General features: G+C 47.8%; 12 protein-coding genes, 5 tRNA genes and 4 rRNA genes. 19 read left to right on the top strand and 2 right to left on the bottom strand.

Annotated features, from left to right (window positions below):
• Positions 1-65: 65 nt before the first annotated feature.
• Together NFHSH190041_RS19115 and rrf (NFHSH190041_RS19110) are read left to right on the top strand one after the other, a co-directional pair.
• Positions 66-141 (top strand) — tRNA-Val (locus tag NFHSH190041_RS19115).
• 34 nt (positions 142-175) lie between these two features.
• Positions 176-291, top strand: a 5S ribosomal RNA gene (rrf, locus tag NFHSH190041_RS19110).
• A 137-nt stretch (positions 292-428) separates the two neighbouring features.
• Here rrf (NFHSH190041_RS19110) and NFHSH190041_RS19105 read toward each other — a convergent pair.
• The gene (locus NFHSH190041_RS19105) at positions 429-1313 is read right to left on the bottom strand and encodes an IS1595 family transposase (RefSeq protein ID WP_261925107.1); all 885 of its coding nucleotides are present in this window, start codon (positions 1311-1313) and stop codon (positions 429-431) included.
• Positions 1314-2349: 1036 nt separating this feature from the next.
• Between NFHSH190041_RS19105 and NFHSH190041_RS19100 the strand changes: the two genes are divergently transcribed.
• From NFHSH190041_RS19100 to birA, 5 genes are all read left to right on the top strand, one after another.
• Positions 2350-3892 (top strand): 16S ribosomal RNA (locus NFHSH190041_RS19100).
• 281 nt (positions 3893-4173) lie between these two features.
• A 23S ribosomal RNA gene (locus NFHSH190041_RS19095) occupies positions 4174-7066 on the top strand.
• A gap of 104 nt (positions 7067-7170) precedes the next feature.
• Positions 7171-7286 (top strand): 5S ribosomal RNA (rrf, locus tag NFHSH190041_RS19090).
• Together the 16S, 23S and 5S rRNA genes form the textbook arrangement of a ribosomal RNA operon.
• A 497-nt stretch (positions 7287-7783) precedes the next feature.
• Positions 7784-8812, top strand: a complete 1029-nt coding sequence (gene murB, locus NFHSH190041_RS19085) for a UDP-N-acetylmuramate dehydrogenase (protein WP_261923272.1) — start codon at positions 7784-7786, stop codon at positions 8810-8812.
• Complete coding sequence (gene birA, locus NFHSH190041_RS19080) at positions 8805-9767, top strand: bifunctional biotin--[acetyl-CoA-carboxylase] ligase/biotin operon repressor BirA (protein WP_261923271.1); 963 nt, start codon at positions 8805-8807, stop codon at positions 9765-9767. Before murB ends, birA begins: the two co-directional genes overlap by 8 nt.
• A 12-nt stretch (positions 9768-9779) precedes the next feature.
• On the opposite strand, the gene coaA is transcribed toward birA, so the two are convergent.
• Positions 9780-10727, bottom strand: a complete 948-nt coding sequence (gene coaA / locus NFHSH190041_RS19075) for a type I pantothenate kinase (RefSeq protein WP_261923270.1) — start codon at positions 10725-10727, stop codon at positions 9780-9782.
• Between the two features lie 234 nt (positions 10728-10961).
• Here coaA and NFHSH190041_RS19070 point away from each other — a divergent pair.
• From NFHSH190041_RS19070 to rpoB, 12 genes are all read left to right on the top strand, one after another.
• Positions 10962-11037 (top strand) — tRNA-Thr (locus NFHSH190041_RS19070).
• 7 nt (positions 11038-11044) lie between these two features.
• Positions 11045-11129 (top strand) — tRNA-Tyr (locus tag NFHSH190041_RS19065).
• 34 nt (positions 11130-11163) lie between these two features.
• Positions 11164-11237: transfer RNA gene (locus NFHSH190041_RS19060), tRNA-Gly, on the top strand.
• A gap of 7 nt (positions 11238-11244) precedes the next feature.
• Positions 11245-11320, top strand: a tRNA-Thr gene (locus NFHSH190041_RS19055).
• A gap of 119 nt (positions 11321-11439) precedes the next feature.
• Complete coding sequence (gene tuf / locus NFHSH190041_RS19050; RefSeq protein WP_261923259.1) at positions 11440-12624, top strand: elongation factor Tu; 1185 nt, start codon at positions 11440-11442, stop codon at positions 12622-12624.
• A 320-nt stretch (positions 12625-12944) separates the two neighbouring features.
• Entirely contained in the window at positions 12945-13316 is a 372-nt protein-coding gene (gene secE / locus NFHSH190041_RS19045) for a preprotein translocase subunit SecE (RefSeq protein ID WP_261923269.1), read from the top strand.
• Between the two features lie 9 nt (positions 13317-13325).
• Positions 13326-13877: a transcription termination/antitermination protein NusG gene (nusG, locus tag NFHSH190041_RS19040; RefSeq protein ID WP_261923268.1), complete on the top strand. Its 552-nt coding sequence runs from the start codon at positions 13326-13328 to the stop codon at positions 13875-13877.
• Between the two features lie 129 nt (positions 13878-14006).
• Entirely contained in the window at positions 14007-14435 is a 429-nt protein-coding gene (gene rplK, locus NFHSH190041_RS19035) for a 50S ribosomal protein L11 (protein WP_261923267.1), read from the top strand.
• Positions 14436-14439: 4 nt separating this feature from the next.
• Positions 14440-15141 (top strand): 50S ribosomal protein L1, encoded by a 702-nt coding sequence (rplA, locus tag NFHSH190041_RS19030; protein ID WP_261923266.1) that lies wholly within the window; start codon positions 14440-14442, stop codon positions 15139-15141.
• A gap of 259 nt (positions 15142-15400) precedes the next feature.
• Positions 15401-15898 carry a 50S ribosomal protein L10 gene (gene rplJ, locus NFHSH190041_RS19025; protein WP_261923265.1) on the top strand — a complete coding sequence of 166 codons (498 nt, stop codon included), beginning with the start codon at positions 15401-15403 and terminating at the stop codon, positions 15896-15898.
• A gap of 54 nt (positions 15899-15952) precedes the next feature.
• Entirely contained in the window at positions 15953-16318 is a 366-nt protein-coding gene (rplL, locus tag NFHSH190041_RS19020) for a 50S ribosomal protein L7/L12 (protein WP_261923264.1), read from the top strand.
• Positions 16319-16558: 240 nt separating this feature from the next.
• The gene (gene rpoB, locus NFHSH190041_RS19015; protein WP_261923263.1) at positions 16559-20590 is read left to right on the top strand and encodes a DNA-directed RNA polymerase subunit beta; all 4032 of its coding nucleotides are present in this window, start codon (positions 16559-16561) and stop codon (positions 20588-20590) included.
• The last annotated feature ends 77 nt before the right edge of the window (positions 20591-20667 follow it).

The raw sequence follows: 20667 nt of genomic DNA, 5'->3' as shown, positions 1-20667 counted from the left end.
TGGAAACCTTGATAGAATAATCAAGACTTGATTGAAGTTTTGAACTCAAAGCGAAAAGAATCCCAGGTCGCTTAGCTCAGCTGGGAGAGCACCTCCCTTACAAGGAGGGGGTCACTGGTTCGAGCCCAGTAGCGACCACCATATTTTTGTACAGCTTTCCGAATTAACGAATTTGCTTGGTGACAATAGCACTGTGGTCCCACCTGATCCCATTCCGAACTCAGAAGTGAAACGCAGTCGCGCCGATGGTAGTGTGGGGCTTCCCCATGTGAGAGTAGGTCATCGCCAAGCGCCTAATAAGTGAAGAAGCCACCTGAATAAGGTGGCTTTTTTGCGTTTGGGGTTTTGAACATTTTTGATGTCACCTCAAATCCAGAGTATTTTACTTGGCTGTTTCGTTTATAAAGTAACATGCCTATGCACTTTGCTCAGCATGAGTTCATAGGTGAATGAAAAATAGCTATATTTAACAGCCGCATAGGAATTTGTTTTTCTATTCTTCTGCGATTAAAACGATAAATGAACTCATTGAGGTATTCCTGTACATATTTTTTGGATATTCCGTGGAATGTGCCCTGAATAAATGTTTTCAGGTTGCTAATGGCGATATGTACCCACGGGAGCCACTCATCAACCAATTCTTTCGGCGTCACTCTGGCTTCGTGATGCTGGGTTTTATCAATGATAGTCAATGCACGTAGCCCATCTGAGCGAACATATTGATTGGGGAGAATATGCGCTTGCACAAATTGCTCGACACTTTGGTGGCTGATACGGTTAACAGCCTGCATGGCAATATAGCCGGCTCGTTCACCTTGGGTTTCAACGGCCACAATTATCGGTGTTTTCCCTGCCGCGCCTCGACCACGTTTACCTTTTTGTTTGCCGCCAACCAAGCAATCATCCAATTCTATGTTGCCAGATAACCAATACAGTCTGTCTCTGTGCCCCATTGCGATACGCAATTTTTTCAGTATCAACCTTGCCGTTCGCCAGTTAACTTCAATGAGCTTTTTGAGCCGTAATGCTGATATTCCGCCTTTGTCTGACCCTATAAAATAAATGGCCGTAAACCATTTAGACAGCGGGATATGCGTGCCGTGAAACAGCGTGTCAGATGTCACGGATGTTTGCTTATGGCACTGACAGCATTCATAAAGCTCACGGGTATGGATTTGATAGGCTTGACGATGACCACATTTAGGGCAGATAAATCCATCCGGCCATCGCTGCATTTTCAGGTAATCAAGACAGGCATTTTCTGAATAAAATTGACGTTGCCAATCTATAAAGCTCATTTCTGACATGTTCATCATAAAACCCTCCACAAGAAGCGATTTATGGTTCTATATTACGCCCAAACTGACCGAGGTGCATAGGCATGTAAAGTAATGAAAAAATCTATTTTCGGCCGTTCTCTATGCCATATGAATCGATTGCTGCAAGTCTCTTAGTTTTCAATGTGCGCTAAATTTAACCTCTACTAATAGTACAGATAACTTAATGCGAGATGCCCTATAAATATCATCGAGGTTGAATGGCCTTGGAATATTTTATTGGCCTACCATTTTATATTTTCTCGTCTTAGAGTATTCGTGCTTCGTTACTTATATGAGCCATCAGCTCTAAAGCTGCTTATGAAGAGGATGTCTTTAGAAATGTAATAGTCAAATATCTCTTCACTCTGACGATATCATGAAGTGAAGTGAAGTGAAGTGAAGTGAAGTAGATGGTGCATGGGATATCTTTCCCTTGTTATCAATTGGCGTGATTTTTAGCTGGGAGATGGGCTTTCTGGAAGCTAAGTGAGCGCCTTTGTGTTTGTCATTAAGGAGATATCGTTTCATTAAAAGCTACTTCATTAATAGGCGTTTGTGACTAAATCTGTGGGTAACTTGGGTGTAGGTAGTGTTTAGGTTGGTAGTAAAGTTAAGTGCATAAAAAATCGCTTTATTTTGAGAAATAACGCTTGCGCAAAAAAATAAGCTGCCTATAATGCGCTTCCATCGACACGGCACAACGCGCTTCCAGCGGTTGTTGAAGTGATGATTCACTCACTTGCTAAGGCAGTGAGTGTCGCGAAAAAACATTTGAAAAAATGCTTGACGCGACAACAGGAAAGCGTAGAATACGCAGCCCTGACCCGGTGAGAAACAGCATCGGTTGCTCTTTAACAATATAAACAGACAAGCAAATCTGTGTGGACATTCGCAGATGTTGATGAGGTCGACAAAGACTTTTATCAATGAACGAAGTTCGCGCAGCATGCAAATGCAGTCATTGCCTTAATGGGTAATGATGCAAAGACAGAATTCATTGAGCAGAACCTTCGGGTTCAACCAAAACTTTTAATTGAAGAGTTTGATCATGGCTCAGATTGAACGCTGGCGGCAGGCCTAACACATGCAAGTCGAGCGGTAACAGGAAGTAGCTTGCTACTTTGCTGACGAGCGGCGGACGGGTGAGTAATGCCTGGGAATATGCCGAGATGAGGGGGATAACAGTTGGAAACGACTGCTAATACCGCATAATACCTACGGGTCAAAGCAGGGGACTTTCGGGCCTTGCGCATCTTGATTAGCCCAGGTGGGATTAGCTAGTAGGTGAGGTAAAGGCTCACCTAGGCGACGATCCCTAGCTGTTCTGAGAGGATGATCAGCCACACTGGGACTGAGACACGGCCCAGACTCCTACGGGAGGCAGCAGTGGGGAATATTGCACAATGGGGGAAACCCTGATGCAGCCATGCCGCGTGTGTGAAGAAGGCCTTCGGGTTGTAAAGCACTTTCAGCGAGGAGGAAAGGTTACTGGCTAATATCCAGTAGCTGTGACGTTACTCGCAGAAGAAGGACCGGCTAACTCCGTGCCAGCAGCCGCGGTAATACGGAGGGTCCGAGCGTTAATCGGAATTACTGGGCGTAAAGCGTGCGCAGGCGGTTTGTTAAGCGAGATGTGAAAGCCCCGGGCTCAACCTGGGAACCGCATTTCGAACTGGCGAACTAGAGTCTTGTAGAGGGGGGTAGAATTCCAGGTGTAGCGGTGAAATGCGTAGAGATCTGGAGGAATACCAGTGGCGAAGGCGGCCCCCTGGACAAAGACTGACGCTCATGCACGAAAGCGTGGGGAGCAAACAGGATTAGATACCCTGGTAGTCCACGCCGTAAACGATGTCTACTCGGAGTTTGGTGCCTTGAGCACTGGGCTCTCAAGCTAACGCATTAAGTAGACCGCCTGGGGAGTACGGCCGCAAGGTTAAAACTCAAATGAATTGACGGGGGCCCGCACAAGCGGTGGAGCATGTGGTTTAATTCGATGCAACGCGAAGAACCTTACCTACTCTTGACATCCAGAGAATTCGCTAGAGATAGCTTAGTGCCTTCGGGAACTCTGAGACAGGTGCTGCATGGCTGTCGTCAGCTCGTGTTGTGAAATGTTGGGTTAAGTCCCGCAACGAGCGCAACCCTTATCCTTACTTGCCAGCGGGTCATGCCGGGAACTTTAGGGAGACTGCCGGTGATAAACCGGAGGAAGGTGGGGACGACGTCAAGTCATCATGGCCCTTACGAGTAGGGCTACACACGTGCTACAATGGTCGGTACAGAGGGTTGCCAAGCCGCGAGGTGGAGCTAATCCCAGAAAGCCGGTCGTAGTCCGGATCGGAGTCTGCAACTCGACTCCGTGAAGTCGGAATCGCTAGTAATCGTGGATCAGAATGCCACGGTGAATACGTTCCCGGGCCTTGTACACACCGCCCGTCACACCATGGGAGTGGGCTGCACCAGAAGTAGATAGCTTAACCTTCGGGAGGGCGTTTACCACGGTGTGGTTCATGACTGGGGTGAAGTCGTAACAAGGTAGCCCTAGGGGAACCTGGGGCTGGATCACCTCCTTACCTAAGCGACACATTACGCTGTTGAGTGTTCACACAGATTGCCTTGTCTGGCAACATTGACTCCTTAGTTGAGTTGATGACGTTCTTTAACAATTTGGAAAGCTGATAGTAGAAACAAACCTCTCTTTTTAAGAAAGGCTTTGTTAATACAAAATTGAGTTCTCAAACACTTTAATCAAGTAAATTGAGTATTCTAATCAAGGCGTTGTGATTCGAAAGAATTACAATTATCAAACCAGCAAGTTGCAATGCAACCTGAATGAAACTCATTTGGGTTGTATGGTTAAGCGACTAAGCGTATACGGTGGATGCCTTGGCAGTCAGAGGCGATGAAGGACGTGTTAATCTGCGAAAAGCTGTGCTTAGCCGATAAAAGGCACTTGAGGCACAGATGTCCGAATGGGGAAACCCGGCACCATAAGGTGTCATCATATACTGAATACATAGGTATATGAGGCGAACGAGGGGAACTGAAACATCTAAGTACCCTTAGGAAAAGAAATCAACCGAGATTCCCCAAGTAGCGGCGAGCGAACGGGGACCAGCCCTTAAGTCTTCAGGGTGTTAGTGGAATAAGTTGGAAAGCTTAACGGTACAGGGTGATAGTCCCGTACACGAAAACTAACTGAAGATGAAATCGAGTAAGGCGGCACACGTGATATGTTGTCTGAACATGGGGGGACCATCCTCCAAGGCTAAATACTCCTGACTGACCGATAGTGAACCAGTACCGTGAGGGAAAGGCGAAAAGAACCCCTGTGAGGGGAGTGAAATAGAACCTGAAACCGTATACGTACAAGCAGTGGGAGCGGTTCTTGAGACCGTGACTGCGTACCTTTTGTATAATGGGTCAGCGACTTACATTTAGTAGCGAGGTTAAGCGAATAGCGGAGCCGTAGGGAAACCGAGTGTTAACTGCGCGTTTAGTTGCTAGGTGTAGACCCGAAACCCGGTGATCTAGCCATGGGCAGGTTGAAGGTTGAGTAACATCAACTGGAGGACCGAACCGACTAATGTTGAAAAATTAGCGGATGACTTGTGGCTGGGGGTGAAAGGCCAATCAAACCGGGAGATATCTGGTTCTCCTCGAAAGCTATTTAGGTAGCGCCTCGCACGAATACCATTGGGGGTAGAGCACTGTTAAGGCTAGGGGGTCATCCCGACTTACCAACCCTTTGCAAACTCCGAATACCAATGAGTACTATGCGGGAGACAGACAGCGGGTGCTAACGTCCGTTGTCAAAAGGGAAACAACCCAGACCATCAGCTAAGGTCCCAAAGTTATTGCTAAGTGGGAAACGATGTGGGAAGGCTTAGACAGCTAGGATGTTGGCTTAGAAGCAGCCATCATTTAAAGAAAGCGTAATAGCTCACTAGTCGAGTCGGCCTGCGCGGAAGATGTAACGGGGCTAAGCAATACACCGAAGCTATGGGTACTAGCACTTGTGCTAGTGCGGTAGAGGAGCGTTCTGTAAGCGGTTGAAGCGGAAGCCGTAAGGCACCGTGGACGTATCAGAAGTGCGAATGCTGACATGAGTAACGATAAAGGGAGTGAAAAACTCCCTCGCCGAAAGACCAAGGGTTCCTGTCCAACGTTAATCGGGGCAGGGTGAGTCGACCCCTAAGGCGAGGCCGAAAGGCGTAGTCGATGGGAAACGGGTTAATATTCCCGTACTTCTGCTAACTGCGATGGAGAGACGGAGAAGGCTAGGCCAGCACGGCGTTGGTTGTCCGTGTTTAAGATGGTAGGCAGTGTGTTTAGGCAAATCCGGACACATAATGCTGAGAATTGATGACGAGGTGCTACGGCACTGAAGTGGTTGATGCCATGCTTCCAGGAAAATCTTCTAAGCTTCAGGTTAGTAGGAATCGTACCCCAAACCGACACAGGTGGTCGGGTAGAGAATACCAAGGCGCTTGAGAGAACTCGGCTGAAGGAACTAGGCAAAATGGTACCGTAACTTCGGGAGAAGGTACGCTCCTGTTGGTGATGAGACTTGCTCTCTAAGCTGACGGGAGTCGCAGATACCAGGTGGCTGCAACTGTTTATCAAAAACACAGCACTGTGCGAACTCGCAAGAGGAAGTATACGGTGTGACGCCTGCCCGGTGCCGGAAGGTTAATTGATTGGGTTATCTTCGGAGAAGCTCATGATCGAAGCCCCGGTAAACGGCGGCCGTAACTATAACGGTCCTAAGGTAGCGAAATTCCTTGTCGGGTAAGTTCCGACCTGCACGAATGGCGTAATGATGGCCACGCTGTCTCCAGCCGAGACTCAGTGAAGTTGAAATTGCGGTGAAGATGCCGTATACCCGCGGCTAGACGGAAAGACCCCGTGAACCTTTACTATAGCTTGGCACTGAACATTGACCCTACATGTGTAGGATAGGTGGGAGACTTTGAAGCGGTGACGCCAGTCATCGTGGAGTCAACCTTGAAATACCACCCTTGTAGTGTTGATGTTCTAACTCTGGCCCCTGAATCGGGGTTGAGGACAGTGCCTGGTGGGTAGTTTGACTGGGGCGGTCTCCTCCCAAAGAGTAACGGAGGAGCACGAAGGTTGGCTAAGTACGGTCGGACATCGTACGGTTAGTGCAATGGCATAAGCCAGCTTAACTGCGAGACAGACACGTCGAGCAGGTACGAAAGTAGGTCATAGTGATCCGGTGGTTCTGAATGGAAGGGCCATCGCTCAACGGATAAAAGGTACTCCGGGGATAACAGGCTGATACCGCCCAAGAGTTCATATCGACGGCGGTGTTTGGCACCTCGATGTCGGCTCATCACATCCTGGGGCTGAAGTCGGTCCCAAGGGTATGGCTGTTCGCCATTTAAAGTGGTACGCGAGCTGGGTTCAGAACGTCGTGAGACAGTTCGGTCCCTATCTGCCGTGGGCGTTGGATGATTGAGGGGAGCTGCTCCTAGTACGAGAGGACCGGAGTGGACGAACCGCTGGTGTTCGGGTTGTCATGCCAATGGCATTGCCCGGTAGCTACGTTCGGAATCGATAACCGCTGAAAGCATCTAAGCGGGAAGCGAGCCCCAAGATGAGTCATCCCTTAGACCTAGAGTCTACTGAAGGGCCGTCCGAGACTAGGACGTTGATAGGCAGGGTGTGTAAGCGTTGTGAGGCGTTGAGCTAACCTGTACTAATGACCCGAGAGGCTTAACCATACAACCCAAAAGGGTTTTGTTGGAAACCTTGATAGAATAATCAAGACTTGATTGAAGTTAGAGAACGAGAAAAAAAAGCAGCTTTCTAGATTGTACAGAATTTGCTTGGTGACAATAGCACTGTGGTCCCACCTGATCCCATTCCGAACTCAGAAGTGAAACGCAGTCGCGCCGATGGTAGTGTGGGGTTTCCCCATGTGAGAGTAGGTCATCGCCAAGCGCCTAATAAGTGAAGAAGCCACCTGAATAAGGTGGCTTTTTTGCGTTTGGGGTTTTGAGCATTGTTAACACTATCTTGAAGCCCAGAGTCTTTTTACTCAGCTGGCTGTGTCGCTTATACCCAAGCGGTAAGTAACCACCGCCACCATTCTATCGAGAAATGCTTTAGGTTATCTCTATATTTATGGCTCTTGTCGTACAGGGGCTGCATTAGTGATATTTACCATTTTTATCCGCCTTATTTACCTGTTCGTTCGCCCCTCAATGTAAAATCATTCCTTAACGCTTAGCCTGTAAAGTGTGTTGGATTTTCCCAATACATTCTCTTGCAGTATTTAAGTCATATATCCCCTAAGCGCTGATCCCAATACCTAAATCTGCTTGTTTCGTCTTGGATATCTGTAATTATTTGCGCATGGCCAGATGCAGCCTATTATCGATTAGGGCTTTATTGCAGGGTACAATGGTAGCTAATCCACACATGACCAAGACTCTACAGTGAATAATCCAACCTCTTTATTGCCTTACAATACTTTTGGTTTAGCCCATTCTTGTTCGGAAATTTTGCATATCGATACAATTGAGGCATTACAGGCACAATGCCTGAGACTACACCGCAATAAGGAGCCCATGCTGGTTTTAGGTGGTGGCAGTAATATTGTTCTGACAGATGATTTCAGTGGAACTGTTGTACTTATTGAGACCCATGGTATTGAGATTAAAGCCGGTGAAGACGCCTATTATTTGACTGTTGCTGCAGGAGAAAATTGGCATGATTTAGTGTTATTTTGTTTAGCGCAGGGGATTCCAGGGTTAGAAAATATGGCGTTGATCCCAGGTACTGTAGGGGCTGCACCCATTCAGAATATAGGGGCATATGGTGTTGAGTTCTGCCAGGCATGCGATTGGGTTGAATATTTGGATCTGGATTCCGGAAAACTAGTGCGTTTGTCTGCTGAGCAATGCCAATTTGGCTATCGGGATTCAGTTTTCAAGCAAGCATTAAAAAACAAAGCGGTTATAACCCAGGTTGGTTTGAAACTTGTTACACCCTGGCGGCCACAACTTAGCTACGGCCCATTAAAAGGCTTTTCAGCAGAGGTGGTGACGCCACAAGAGGTGTTTGATACTGTTTGCCAGATACGGCGTAGCAAGTTGCCTGATCCACACAAATTGGGTAATGCAGGAAGTTTTTTCAAAAACCCCGTTGTGACTGTACTCGAGTATCAGCGCTTGGCGCAGAATTTTCCGGATACTGTTGGTTATGCCTTAGAGGATGGGCGCGTTAAGCTGGCGGCAGGCTGGTTGATTGAACGTGCTGGGTTAAAAGGGTATGAATACCAAGGTGCTGCCGTGCACAATGAACAGGCGCTGGTGCTGGTCAACCTCGGTAGCGCTACTGGGCAAGTGATATGCGATTTAGCACGTCATATTATTACTGAGGTAAATCGAAAATTTGGTGTTGTGTTGGAGCCTGAACCACGACTGATTGGTCTACATGGCGAGGTGGAGTTAGCAAATGCATGATCATTGGCAACGTAAGCGGGCAATATTAGCGCTGCTATCAGATAAAACGTTTACCTCCGGCGAAAACCTTGCTGGTGCCTTATCTATCAGTCGGTCAGCCGTTAATAAACATATTGAAGGTTTAGCCGAATATGGCGTGTCGGTATTCAGTGTCAAAGGTAAAGGGTATCGCCTTGAGCAACCGGTATTTTTGCTTAATGAAGCTCAATTAAAGCAGACTATGCCGCAGCGTTGCTTTTACTTTGATGAAATAGACTCTACCAATGCCTTTATGCTGGCTCACGCCAGTGAATTAGAGAGTGGCGATCTGTGTATTGCGGAATACCAGTCGACAGGGCGAGGACGCCGTGGACGGCAGTGGATTTCTCCTTATGGTAATCATCTCTATTTCTCCCTATTTTGGCGATTTCCTCAAGGAATAGCTCAAGCAATGGGGTTGAGTTTGGTTGTTGGCTGCGCTCTAGTCAAAGTGCTTGAATCATTTGATGTAAGCGACTTAGGCTTAAAATGGCCGAATGATATTTATTTAGAAGGACGTAAATTAGCCGGTATTTTGGTTGAAATGACTGGCCAGGCTGACAGTGAATGTCAATTAGTGATCGGTATCGGGATCAATATGGCCATGTCTATGGCGCAAGGCGAGTTGATTGATCAGCCTTGGAGTGATTTGTCCACTTTAGTGGATCGTTTGGATAAAACGGCGCTGATGATCCAGTTGCAAAAGCAGTTATGTGCTGATTTGCGTCAGTTTGAGCAACAAGGGTTATCTGCTTTTGTCACGCGATGGCAGCAGGCGGATTTATTTGCCGGTCGCGCGGTACAGCTACAGCTGGGTAACCAAGAAATTAGTGGGATTTGTCGCGGAATTGATGAGCAGGGGGCTGTTGTGTTGGAAAATAACGGCAACTTGCAAAGTTATCTAGGGGGCGAAATTAGCCTGCGCCCCCAAGATTAACAGATACGTTAATTATTTTCTTAGTAGGACTTGGGCAATTTCATGTTCAGGTCCTTTTTGTAAGATCAGATGTGCCCGCTCGCGAGTAGGGAGAATATTCTGATTTAAATTGGGGCCGTTAATGCTATCCCATATGGTTGCTGCAGTTTCTTTGGCCTGCTGATCTGAGAGTTGTGCATAGTGGCGAAAATAAGAGTTATCAGCACTGAAAGCGCCACTGCGAAACTGTAAAAAACGATTGATATACCATTGTTTCAGTTGTGCTTCAGGCGCATCAACATAAATGGAAAAATCAACAAAGTCAGAAACAAATGGACGGCGTATATCGACAGGGGAGTCCAATTCTGTCTGCAGCACATTTAACCCTTCTAAAATGAGAATGTCGGGCTGGCTGACAGCTTGAGTTTCTTCGCACCTATCATAAGTAATATGCGAGTATTTAGGCGCATGTACCGTTGGCTGACCAGATTTCAGTGCTGAAATAAAGTCGATAAGCATGCGGGTGTCATAGCTTTCTGGAAAGCCTTTACGTTGTAACAAGCCTTTTTGTTTTAAGATCGACAATGGATAGAGAAAGCCATCAGTGGTCACTAGGTCTACTCTAGGATGTTCAGGCCAGCGTCGAAGTAAGGCTTGTAAAATCCTAGCGGTAGTACTTTTCCCGACCGCAACACTGCCAGCAATACTGATAATGTATGGACCATCTGTCGGTTTTTTGCCGAGAAACTCATTTAAGACAATGCCCCGCTGTTGCTTTGAGCCAACAAACAGGTTCATCAACCTGCTAAGGGGTAAGTAAATATCAGTTACTTCTGCCAGCAAAATATTTTCATTAATACCGCGCAATTGGGTTAACTCTGTTTCACTGAGGGTCAGTGGTACGGCGTCCCGGAGACCAGCCCACTGCTGGCGTGCAAATGCCAGATAAAGGGCCTGTTGGATTGGATTGTTGGTGATCATGGTTTTTCCTCACTGACCGGAAGGGCACAGTACACCATCGCCCTAGGTGGGACAATAGTTAGCGCTAATATGCTGTTACGCAGACAGCCTTAAGCGGTGATAGCCATGAATAATTGGTTATAATTTGGTTTTTAAGTACAAAAAAACAACGCTTGATGCTTTTTTTAGGAAAATTTCAAAATATCTATTGCACTCGCCGCCACATTTACCTAATATCCGCTACCGAAATGACACGCCGGCATAGCTCAGTTGGTAGAGCAACTGACTTGTAATCAGTAGGTCCCGAGTTCGACTCTTGGTGCCGGCACCATTTCTCTGGAGGGGTTCCCGAGTGGCCAAAGGGATCAGACTGTAAATCTGACGGCTCCGCCTTCGAAGGTTCGAATCCTTCTCCCTCCACCACTTTCTAAAAGTATTAGGTAGCCTAGTAGGTTACGCGGGCGTCGTATAATGGTATTACTCCAGCCTTCCAAGCTGATAACGCGGGTTCGATTCCCGCCGCCCGCTCCAATTTGTTGCTGATATGGCTCAGGTGGTAGAGCGCATCCTTGGTAAGGATGAGGTCGGCAGTTCGAGTCTGCCTATCAGCACCATCCTTCCTACTCAAGCTAAAACCTAATACAAATTAATCGTTTCGACGAAAACTGTTTCGTCGGAATTTTTTCATATCTGTAGGTTTTCATCACCAAGACTCTTGGATTGAGGCAATACCATGGCTAAAGAAAAATTTGAACGTAGCAAACCCCACGTAAACGTGGGCACCATTGGTCACGTTGACCATGGTAAAACTACTCTGACCGCTGCTATCTCTCACGTACTGTCTAAGACTTATGGTGGTGAAGCTCGTGATTTCGCACAGATCGATAACGCTCCAGAAGAGCGTGAGCGTGGTATTACCATTAATACCTCTCACATCGAGTATGACACTCCAACTCGCCACTACGCACACGTAGACTGCCCAGGCCACGCTGACTATGTTAAAAACATGATCACCGGTGCTGCTCAGATGGACGGTGCTATCCTGGTTGTTGCTTCTACTGATGGCCCAATGCCACAGACTCGTGAGCACATCCTGCTGTCTCGTCAGGTAGGCGTACCTTACATCATCGTATTCATGAACAAGTGTGACATGGTTGATGATGAAGAGCTGCTGGAACTGGTTGAGATGGAAGTTCGTGAACTGCTGTCTGAATACGACTTCCCAGGTGATGATCTGCCAGTAATTCAGGGTTCTGCTCTGAAAGCGCTGGAAGGCGACCCAGCTTGGGAAGCTAAGGTAATCGAACTGGCTGAAGCTCTGGATTCTTACATCCCTGAGCCAGAGCGTGACATCGACAAGCCATTCCTGCTGCCAATCGAAGACGTATTCTCAATCTCTGGCCGTGGTACTGTAGTAACTGGTCGTGTTGAGCGTGGTATCATCCGCGTAGGTGACGAAGTAGAAATCGTTGGTATCAAAGACACCACCAAGACTACTTGTACCGGTGTTGAAATGTTCCGTAAGCTGCTGGACGAAGGTCGTGCAGGCGAGAACTGTGGTATCCTGCTGCGTGGTACCAAGCGTGATGAAGTAGAGCGTGGTCAAGTACTGGCTAAGCCAGGCACCATCACTCCACACACTACTTTTGAATCAGAAGTATACGTTCTGTCTAAAGAAGAAGGTGGTCGTCACACTCCATTCTTCAAAGGCTACCGTCCACAGTTCTACTTCCGTACAACTGACGTAACCGGTACCATCGAACTGCCAGAAGGCGTAGAAATGGTAATGCCAGGCGACAACATCAAGATGGTAGTAACTCTGATTGCTCCTATCGCGATGGACGAAGGTCTGCGTTTCGCTATCCGTGAAGGTGGCCGCACTGTAGGTGCTGGTGTTGTAGCAAAAGTTATCAAGTAATTGATAATTTGACTGCACTACCAAAAGGGAAGCTTCGGCTTCCCTTTTTTGTTTTATTCTGTGATGAAGACAATACTTTTCCACTGGGCTGGACGGTTGGCGAGTACATAAATTTGTTGATTTTACCTTGTCCCTGCCGCCGGTTGCCTTGCTAACCAAGCTGATTAAGAATACAATCTATGGCCGATTTTTGACCCCTGAGCTGATGCAATTCGCGAATCAAGGGTGAGTTCGGAAAGGCAAGTCCGTAATCTTTGATGATGTAATTCTGAATAGCAGCGGGCTTTAGCTCAGGTTGTAATGAGTAACGGAATTAACCGATGACAACTAATACTGAAAACCAAGGAAGCTCCTTGGATATCGTGAAGTGGGGTCTGGCGATTATTTTGCTGGCCGCTGCTGTTATTGGCAATCAAATGTACAGCGATCATAGCGTGCTGGTACGTGCAATTGCAGTGGTAATTGCGTTTGCTCTGGCAGGTTTTATTGCTTTGCAAACAGCCAAGGGTAAACAGGCTCTGGCGTTTGCCCGTGAATCACAAATCGAAGTGCGCAAGGTGGTGTGGCCGACTCGTCAGGAAGCCCTGAACACTACTTTCATTGTGCTGGCGGCAACAGGTATTCTGGCATTGATCCTCTGGGGTCTGGACGCAGTGCTGCTGCGAATTGTCAATTTCATTACTGGCGTATAGGCACCTCGAATGACTGAAGCGAAAGAAGCTAAAAAAAGATGGTATGTGGTACAGGCATTCTCCGGTTACGAAGGCCGGGTCTGTAAGTCACTGATTGAACATATCAAAATGCACGGTATGGAACAGTATTTCGGTGAAGTACTGGTACCAACTGAAGAAGTTGTAGAAATGCGTGCTGGTCAACGCCGCAAGAGTGAGCGTAAATTTTTCCCTGGCTATGTACTAGTGCAGATGGAAATGAATGACGAAAGCTGGCATTTAGTTAAAAGCATTCCACGGGTAATGGGTTTTATTGGCGGTACGTCTGACCGTCCTGCGCCAATTTCCGATCGTGAAGCTGATGCTATCCTGCAGCGTCTGCAGGAAACCACTGAGTCTCCAACTCATCGAGTGATGTTTGAGCCTGGTGAAGTGGTACGCGTTAATGAAGGGCCTTTTGCCGACTTTAACGGTACCGTGGAAGAAGTGGATTATGAAAAGAGCCGCGTAAAAGTATCTGTAATGATCTTTGGTCGCTCTACTCCAGTTGAGCTGGACTTTAGTCAGGTTGAAAAAAGCTGATCAAATAAAGTACAAAATCCGTTTGGCAACGGGTGCGGGTTAATATATAATCCGCACCCGTTGTTTTCGGGGGAGCTTACCGGCCTGTTGCTGGTCAGCGTTTGAACCCATACTTGAGGAAAATGTCTCATGGCAAAGAAAATTGAAGCTTACATCAAGCTGCAAGTTGCAGCTGGTGCTGCTAACCCTTCCCCACCAGTAGGTCCTGCTCTGGGTCAGAAGGGCGTTAACATCATGGAATTCTGTAAAGCATTCAACGCTCGTACTGAAAAGTTCGAGAAAGGTATGCCAATTCCTGTTGTTATCACCGTATACAACGACCGTTCTTTCACTTTCGAAACCAAAACTCCTCCAGCATCATTCCTGCTGCTGAAGGCTGCTGGTCTGAAGTCCGGTTCTAGCCGTCCTAACACTGAAAAAGTGGGTACTATCAAGCGTGCACAGGTTCAGGAAATTGCTGAAACTAAAGCTGCTGATATGACTGGTGCTGACGTAGAAGCTATGATGCGTTCTATCGAAGGTACTGCGCGTTCAATGGGTTTGGTAGTAGAGGACTAATACAATGGCTAAGCTGACTAAACGCATGCGCGTAATCCGTGAGAAAGTAGACGGAACCAAGAGCTACGAAATCAACGAAGCTGTTGCTCTGCTGAAAGAACTGGCTACTGCTAAGTTCGTTGAAAGTGTTGATGTTGCTGTAAACCTGGGCGTTGATCCTCGTAAATCTGATCAAAACGTTCGTGGTGCAACTGTTCTGCCTCACGGTACTGGTCGTGAAGTGCGTGTTGCTGTGTTCACCCAAGGTGCAAATGCCGAAGCTGCTAAAGAAGCGGGTGCAGAGCTAGTTGGTATGGACGAGCTGGCTGCACAAGTTAAAGCTGGTGAAATGAACTTCGACGTAGTAATTGCTTCTCCAGATGCAATGCGCGTTGTTGGTCAACTGGGTCAGATCCTGGGGCCACGCGGCCTGATGCCTAACCCTAAGACCGGTACTGTAACGCCTAACGTTGCTGAAGCTGTTAAGAACGCTAAAGCAGGTCAGGTTCGTTACCGTAACGACAAGAACGGTATCATCCATACCACTATCGGTAAGGTTGATTTCGAAACTGCTCAATTGAAAGAAAACCTGGAAGCTCTGCTGACTGCTCTGAAAAAGGCTAAGCCAGCTGCTGCTAAAGGCGTGTACGTCAAGAAAGTGACCATCTCCACCACTATGGGTGCAGGTGTAGTTGTTGACCAGAATACTCTGGAAGCGGCTAACTAATTTACAGGGTGTGCGCGTTAGCATATAATGCGCGCACTTTGGTGGGTTGAAGCCTTTTTTGCCGTCAGGTTTAAATTGGTTTCCGTCCAAGATCGCAGGTGTGAATCATAAAATTTACTTAATTGCCTGCGTAGACGGTGTCAGGCCCCAGTTAAGAATTTTTCTGCTGGATAATCTGCACCGTAAGTCACTAAGTACATTTGGTACTTAGTAGGTAATTTCCGGGAATTAACCCGGGTAGAATCCAGGAGTATAGCCAATGGCATTAAGACTCGAAGACAAGAAAGCAATTGTTGCTGAAGTCAGCGAAGCTGCCAAAGGTGCACTGTCTGCAGTAGTAGCCGATTCTCGCGGTGTTACTGTAGGCGCCATGACTGCCCTGCGTAAAGCTGCCCGCGCCAACGGTGTATACGTAAAAGTTGTACGTAACACTCTGGCTCGTCGCGCAGTTGAAGGTAGCTCTTTTGAGTGCCTGAACGAGGTGTTCACTGGCCCAACTTTAATCGCTTTCTCTAACGAGCACCCAGGTGCTGCAGCTCGTCTGTTAAAAGACTTTGCTAAAGAGCAAGCCGAATTTGAAGTTAAAGGTGCAGCTTTTGAAGGGGAATTTATCCCTGCAGCTCAGATCGATCGTTTGGCAAAACTGCCAACTTACGAAGAAGCACTGGCCCAGCTGATGATGACTCTGAAAGAGGCATCAGCTGCCAAGTTTGTTCGTACTCTGGCCGCCCTGCGCGATCAAAAAGAAGCCGCTTAATTTTAAGCTGGCTGCTTGAAATCATTGAATTCAGAACAATAGGAAATATTTCTTATGTCTATCACTAAAGACCAAATGTTAGAAGCCTTTGCAGCAATGTCTGTAATGGAAGTTGTTGAACTGATCGAAGCTATGGAAGAGAAGTTCGGTGTTTCTGCTGCTGCTGCAGTAGTTGCTGGCGGTGCTGAGACTGCTGCTGCTGAAGAAAAGACTGAGTTTGACGTAGTTATGACTGGTCACGGCGACAACAAAGTAGCTGTTATTAAAGCTCTGCGTGGCGCTACCGGTCTGGGCCTGAAAGAAGCCAAAGCTATGGCTGAATCTGCTCCTGTAGCAGTTAAAGAAGCTATCTCTAAAGAAGAAGCTGAAGCTCTGAAAACTGAGCTGGAAGCGGCTGGTGCTTCTGTAGAGATCAAGTAAGCTATTATTTAGCATACTAAAACACTCGAGCAATCGAGTGGAGGCTGGCGGTTAATTAACCGTCGGCCTTTTTTGCGCTGTAGGCGTTGGCGATTTTTTGTTCACCGTTTGTCGCCATATTTCGCAGTCCCTAGCAGTGATTATTGGTTAGGTTCTTGCCTCAACGGTGATGGGCAAACGTGCTGAGTTAACCTTTGGGTTGGTTCAGTCTTGGTCACATCTCGCAAGCAGAGGAAACCCATGGTTTACTCCTATTCTGAAAAGAAGCGTATTCGTAAAGACTTTGGTAAGCGTCCACGCGTACTGGACATTCCTTACCTATTGTCTATTCAATTAGACTCTTTCAAGACATTCATCGATCAAGACCCTACCGGTGAGCGTGGCTTTGAAGCTGCCTTCCGTAGCGTTTTTCCCATCAAGAGCTTTTCCGGTAACTCCGAGCTGCAATACGTAAGCTACAAGCTGGGCGAGCCTGTCTTTGATGTGAAAGAGTGTCAAATCCGCGGTGTTACTTATTCCGCACCACTGCGCGTAAAACTGCGCATGGTACTGTATGACCGTGAAGCAGCGCCTGGCACTGTAAAAGACATTAAAGAGCAAGAAGTCTACATGGGGGATATCCCTCTGATGACTGAAAACGGTACCTTTGTGATCAATGGTACTGAGCGGGTAATTGTATCTCAGTTACACCGTAGCCCTGGTGTGTTCTTCGACCACGACCGTGGTAAGACTCACTCATCAGGTAAAGTGCTGTATAACGCACGTATTATTCCTTACCGTGGTTCATGGCTGGACTTTGAGTTCGATCCTAAGGACGCTTTGTTCGTTCGTATCGACCGTCGTCGTAAACTGCCTGCAACCATCATCCTTCGCGCGCTGAACTTCACAACCCAGGAAATTCTGGATACTTTCTTTGAACGTATTGACTTCAAAGTGAAGAAAGATTCCTTGGTAATGGAACTGGTTCCTGAGCGTCTGCGTGGTGAAACTGCCAGCTTTGACATCAAAGATGCAGAAGGTACTGTATTGGTTGAAAAAGGCCGTCGTATCACTGCACGTCATATCCGTCAGCTGGAGCGCAGTAACACGAAAGAGCTGGAAGTACCTGTTGAGTACATTACCGGCAAAGTGGCTGCACAAGATTACATCGATCCTGATACCGGTGAAGTACTGGTTAGCGCCAATAGCGAACTGAGCCTGGAATCTCTGGCCCAGCTGTCTCTGGCCGGCATCAAGGAAATCGGTACTCTGTACATCAATGAGCTGGACCACGGTGCCTATATTTCTGACACCCTGCGTATCGATACCACCACCAACCGTTTGGAAGCGCTGGTTGAGATCTATCGTATGATGCGTCCAGGCGAGCCACCAACCAAGGATGCCGCCGAAGCTCTGTTCCAAAACCTGTTCTTCAGTGATGAGCGTTACGACCTGTCTAAGGTTGGTCGCATGAAGTTCAACCGTCGTCTGGAAATCCCAGATGATGAAGGTACTGGTGTACTGAGCAATGACGATATCGTTGCGGTAATGCGCAAGATCATCGAGATCCGTAATGGTTCTGATGAAGTTGATGATATCGATCACCTGGGTAACCGCCGTATTCGCTCTGTGGGCGAAATGGCTGAAAACCAATTCCGTGTTGGTCTGGTACGTGTTGAGCGCGCCGTTCGTGAACGTCTGTCTCTGGGCGATCTGAACGAGCTGATGCCACAGGACCTGATCAATGCCAAGCCAATTTCTGCGGCAGTAAAAGAGTTCTTCGGTTCTTCTCAGCTGTCTCAGTTTATGGATCAGAACAACCCGCTGTCAGAAGTGACCCACAAGCGTCGTATTTCTGCCTTGGGTCCAGGCGGTTTGACCCGTGAGCGTGCCGGCTTCGAAGTGCGAGACGTGCATCCAACTCACTATGGTCGTCTGTGTCCAATTGAGACCCCTGAAGGTCCAAACATTGGTCTGATTAACTCGCTGGCAACTTTCGCCCGCACCAACTCTTACGGTTTCCTGGAAACACCATACCGTAAAGTGATTGATGGTGTGGTGACCGAAGAGGTTGAATACCTGTCTGCCATCGAAGAAGGCCGCTATGTAGTAGCACAGGCCAACATCACCATGGACAGCGAAGGTCGCATTCTGGACGAGCAAGTTGCTTGCCGTCACAAGGGTGAATCTACCTTTATGCGTGCCGCTGATATCCAGTATATGGACGTATCGCCACAACAGATTATTTCTGTTGCAGCATCTTTGATTCCATTCTTGGAACACGATGACGCGAACCGTGCATTGATGGGTGCGAACATGCAACGTCAGGCCGTACCAACATTGAAGTCTGAAAAGCCTTTAGTTGGTACTGGTATTGAACGTAACCTGGCTGTGGACTCTGGCGTGGTTGTGGCTGCCAAGCGTGGCGGTGTAATCGACTATGTTGATGCTAGCCGTATCGTGGTTAAGGTTAACGAAGATGAGCTGACACCAGGCGAAGCTGGTATCGACATCTACAACCTGACCAAGTACACCCGTTCTAACCAGAACACCTGTATTAACCAGCGTCCATGCTGCTCAGTAGGCGATCCAGTTGTACGTGGTGACGTACTGGCTGACGGTCCATCTACCGACTTGGGTGATCTGGCTCTGGGTCAAAACATGCGTATCGCATTTATGACTTGGAACGGTTACAACTTCGAAGACTCGATTTTGATCTCTGAGCGCGTAGCGCAGGAAGATCGTTTCAGTACTATCCACATTCAGGAACTGTCTTGTATCGCTCGTGATACCAAGCTGGGTTCTGAAGAGATCACTGCTGATATCCCTAACGTAGGTGAGTCTGCGCTGTCCAAGCTGGACGAGTCCGGTATTGTTTACATCGGTGCTGAAGTGAAAGGCGGCGACATTCTGGTTGGTAAGGTAACACCTAAAGGTGAAACCCAGCTGACACCAGAAGAGAAACTGCTGCGTGCCATCTTTGGTGAAAAAGCCTCTGATGTGAAAGACAGCTCTTTGCGCGTACCTAACTCTGTGAAGGGTACCGTAATCGATGTGCAAGTATTTACCCGTGACGGCGTTGAGAAAGACAAGCGCGCACTGGAAATTGAAGAAATGCACATTGCTCAGGCTCGTAAGGACCTGACTGAAGAGTTCAAGATCCTGGAAGAAGGTATCTTCGGCCGTGCGCGTAACTTACTGGTTAATGCCGGTTATAGCGAAGCACAGCTGGCTGAGATTGCTCGCAAAGAATTTTTAGTTCAGGTGATTGACGATGAAGTTAAGCAAACTGAACTGGAACAGCTGGCCGAACAGCACGAAGAGCTGAAAGCAGACTTTGATAAGAAGTTTGAAATCAAGCGTCGTAAGATTACCCAAGGTGATGATCTGGCTCCTGGTGTACTGAAAATTGTTAAGGTTTACCTGGCAGTTAAACGTACTATCCAGCCTGGTGATAAGATGGCGGGTCGTCACGGTAACAAGGGTGTGATCTCTAAGATCTGTCCTATCGAAGACATGCCATACGATGAGAACGGCAACCCTGTTGACATCGTATTGAACCCTCTGGGTGTACCATCCCGTATGAACATCGGTCAGGTACTGGAAGTTCACTTGGGTGCGGCAGCTAAAGGCATTGGTAACCGTATCAACACCATGCTGGAAGAGCAGCGTGAACTGGCTGAACTGCGTGATTATATCAAGCAGGCATATGAGCTGGGTGACGGTCTGCAGCAGAAAGTGGATATCGACTCCTTCACTGATGATGAAGTGATGCGTCTGGCTAAGCACCTGAAAGATGGTCTGCCAGTTGCCACGCCAGCGTTTGACGGTGCCAAAGAGAAAGAGATCAAGCAGATGCTTGAACTTGCCGGCCTGCCAACCTCTGGTCAGTTGAAACTGTTTGATGGTCGCACCGGTAACCAATTTGAGCGTGAAGTAACCGTTGGTTACATGTACATGCTTAAGCTGAACCACTTGGTAGATGACAAGATGCACGCCCGTTCTACCGGTTCGTACAGCTTGGTGACCCAGCAGCCATTGGGCGGTAAAGCACAGTTCGGTGGTCAGCGTTTCGGTGAGATGGAAGTGTGGGCCCTGGAGGCATACGGCGCAGCCTATACCCTGCAGGAAATGCTCACAGTGAAGTCTGACGATGTGAACGGCCGTACCCAGATGTATAAGAACATCGTGGATGGCAACCATCAGATGCAGCCTGGCATGCCAGAGTCCTTCAACGTATTGCTGAAAGAAATCCGCTCACTCGGTATCAATATCGAGCTGGACGAAGAGTAATACAGGCTAAGGCCTCGTAGGTAACAGAATTGGTGCTCCGCCCAGCGGCGGGGCACCCGGTTTAACTCCTTCAGGAG

Origin of the sequence: Shewanella sp. NFH-SH190041, assembly GCF_024363255.1 — a bacterium.
GTDB lineage: Bacteria > Pseudomonadota > Gammaproteobacteria > Enterobacterales > Shewanellaceae > Shewanella.
The sequence above is the reverse complement of the archived record's forward strand: the minus strand, read 5'-3'. Positions and strand labels throughout refer to the sequence as shown.

Excerpts from the sequence above, each read along its gene's own strand:
- NFHSH190041_RS19105 (WP_261925107.1), bottom strand. The coding sequence starts at position 1,313 with ATGAACATGTCAGAAATGAGCTTTATAGATTGGCAACGTCAATTTTAT.
- birA (WP_261923271.1), top strand. The coding sequence starts at position 8,805 with ATGCATGATCATTGGCAACGTAAGCGGGCAATATTAGCGCTGCTATCA.
- coaA (WP_261923270.1), bottom strand. The coding sequence starts at position 10,727 with ATGATCACCAACAATCCAATCCAACAGGCCCTTTATCTGGCATTTGCA.
- tuf (WP_261923259.1), top strand. The coding sequence starts at position 11,440 with ATGGCTAAAGAAAAATTTGAACGTAGCAAACCCCACGTAAACGTGGGC.
- secE (WP_261923269.1), top strand. The coding sequence starts at position 12,945 with ATGACAACTAATACTGAAAACCAAGGAAGCTCCTTGGATATCGTGAAG.
- nusG (WP_261923268.1), top strand. The coding sequence starts at position 13,326 with ATGACTGAAGCGAAAGAAGCTAAAAAAAGATGGTATGTGGTACAGGCA.
- rplK (WP_261923267.1), top strand. The coding sequence starts at position 14,007 with ATGGCAAAGAAAATTGAAGCTTACATCAAGCTGCAAGTTGCAGCTGGT.
- rplA (WP_261923266.1), top strand. The coding sequence starts at position 14,440 with ATGGCTAAGCTGACTAAACGCATGCGCGTAATCCGTGAGAAAGTAGAC.
- rplJ (WP_261923265.1), top strand. The coding sequence starts at position 15,401 with ATGGCATTAAGACTCGAAGACAAGAAAGCAATTGTTGCTGAAGTCAGC.
- rplL (WP_261923264.1), top strand. The coding sequence starts at position 15,953 with ATGTCTATCACTAAAGACCAAATGTTAGAAGCCTTTGCAGCAATGTCT.
- rpoB (WP_261923263.1), top strand. The coding sequence starts at position 16,559 with ATGGTTTACTCCTATTCTGAAAAGAAGCGTATTCGTAAAGACTTTGGT.